General features: G+C 71.7%; 2 protein-coding genes. One reads left to right on the top strand and one right to left on the bottom strand.

The features are described 5' to 3' along the window. Positions 1-113: 113 nt before the first annotated feature. On the bottom strand, positions 114-497 hold the full coding sequence (locus EHS43_RS44260) for a DUF5997 family protein (RefSeq protein WP_125196027.1): 384 nt from the start codon (positions 495-497) through the stop codon (positions 114-116). Positions 498-555: 58 nt separating this feature from the next. Between EHS43_RS44260 and EHS43_RS44255 the strand changes: the two genes are divergently transcribed. After that, positions 556-1,338 carry a LysR substrate-binding domain-containing protein gene (locus EHS43_RS44255; protein WP_125196026.1) on the top strand — a complete coding sequence of 261 codons (783 nt, stop codon included), beginning with the start codon at positions 556-558 and terminating at the stop codon, positions 1,336-1,338. Positions 1,339-1,564 lie beyond the last annotated feature (226 nt).

Raw genomic sequence — 1,564 nt, 5'->3', positions numbered from 1 at the left:
GCCGGAGGGCATGCCGGACGACCAGGGATTCGAGACGGTGGACCATGCCGGAATGGTCGCAGAGGTGTTCGACTCGGCGCACCGGCATTTTTCATGGCCTGCCGGGCCCAGGGTCAGGACTCCTGGCCCTGCTTCTTCTCCTTGACGCGCGCCGCCTCCTTGCGGACCTCCGCCTGAGTGGCGCGCTCCTTCTCCAGCCACTCGGGCTTCTCGTCCCGCAGCGCCTCGATCTGCTCGGTGGTGAGCGGCTCGGTGACGCCGCCGCGCGCCAGACCGGCGATGGAGACGCCCAGCCGCGCGGCCACGACCGGGCGGGGGTGCGGGCCGTTGCGTCGCAGGTCCTGCAGCCACTGGGGCGGGTTCGCCTGGAGTTCGTTGAACTCGGCGCGCGAGACGACACCCTCCTGGAACTCGGCGGGCGTGGCAGGGAGGTACACACCCAGCTTCTTCGCCGCGGTGGCGGGCTTCATCGTCTGGGTGTTCTGGTGCGACGTCATGGGATCCAGGGTATCGGCCGCGCGCGAGACCTCCGACCACAGTGGGTAACCTTGCCGCGTGACAGACTCGCCAGCATCCCCCTCCTTCCGGCTCGCGTACGTCCCCGGGGTGACGCCCGCCAAGTGGGTGCGGATCTGGAACGAGCGCCTGCCGGACATCTCCCTGGAGCTCGTCCAGGTCTCCGCCGCCGAGGCATCCGACGTGTTGCGCGACGGGGCCGCGGACGCGGGCTTCGTACGATTGCCGGTCGACCGTACGGTGTTCAGCGCGATCCCCCTCTACACCGAGACCACGGTCGTGGTGGTCCCCAAGGACCACGTGGTGACGGCGGCCGAGGAGGTCACGCTGGAGGACCTCGCCGACGAGGTCGTCCTGCACCCCCTCGACGACGTCATCGGCTGGGAGCGGCCGCCGGGGGAACCGGCCTTCGAACGCCCGGCCACCACGGCGGACGCGATTGAGCTCGTGGCGGCGAACATCGGCGTCCTCGTCGTCCCCCAGTCCCTGGCCCGCCTCCACCACCGCCGCGACCTCACCTACCGGCCGCTCACCGACGCCCCGCAGTCCGGCATCGCCCTGGCCTGGCGGGAGGACGCGACGACGGACATGGTCGAGGACTTCATCGGCATCGTCCGTGGCCGCACGCCCAACAGCTCACGGGGCCGCACCCAGCCGGAACCGGAGCGCAGGCAACGCCCCGAGAAGACCGCCCCCCGCAAGCAGGCGAACGCGGGGAAGAGCACGGCACGGGGATCCTCCGGAGGCGCCAGGGGCGCCCGCGGCTCCGGCGGCTCCAAGGGCACGGCACCACGCCGGGGCAAGCCGAAGCGCCGGGGCTAGGGCGTGTTGCGAAAGTCCCGTCGTTCGCCCGAAGGGCGGGCCTCGCGGCGTCAGGTGCGTGCTCTCGGCGTGCCGGGCGGAAGCCCTCGTACTGGATGTACTTGGGCTTTCGCCCGGTGCGGCGAAGGGGGTCCCCCCGTCCGAGCCCTGCGCAGCAGGTTCGAGGATGGGGGCGCGTGCATGGCGTCGCGAGGCAGGCGGGACTTTCGCAACACGCCCTAGCCCC

Source organism: Streptomyces sp. RP5T (assembly GCF_003933965.1).
Lineage (GTDB): Bacteria > Actinomycetota > Actinomycetes > Streptomycetales > Streptomycetaceae > Streptomyces.
Note: the sequence above shows the minus strand (reverse complement) of the source record. Positions and strands in the feature narration are given on the sequence as shown.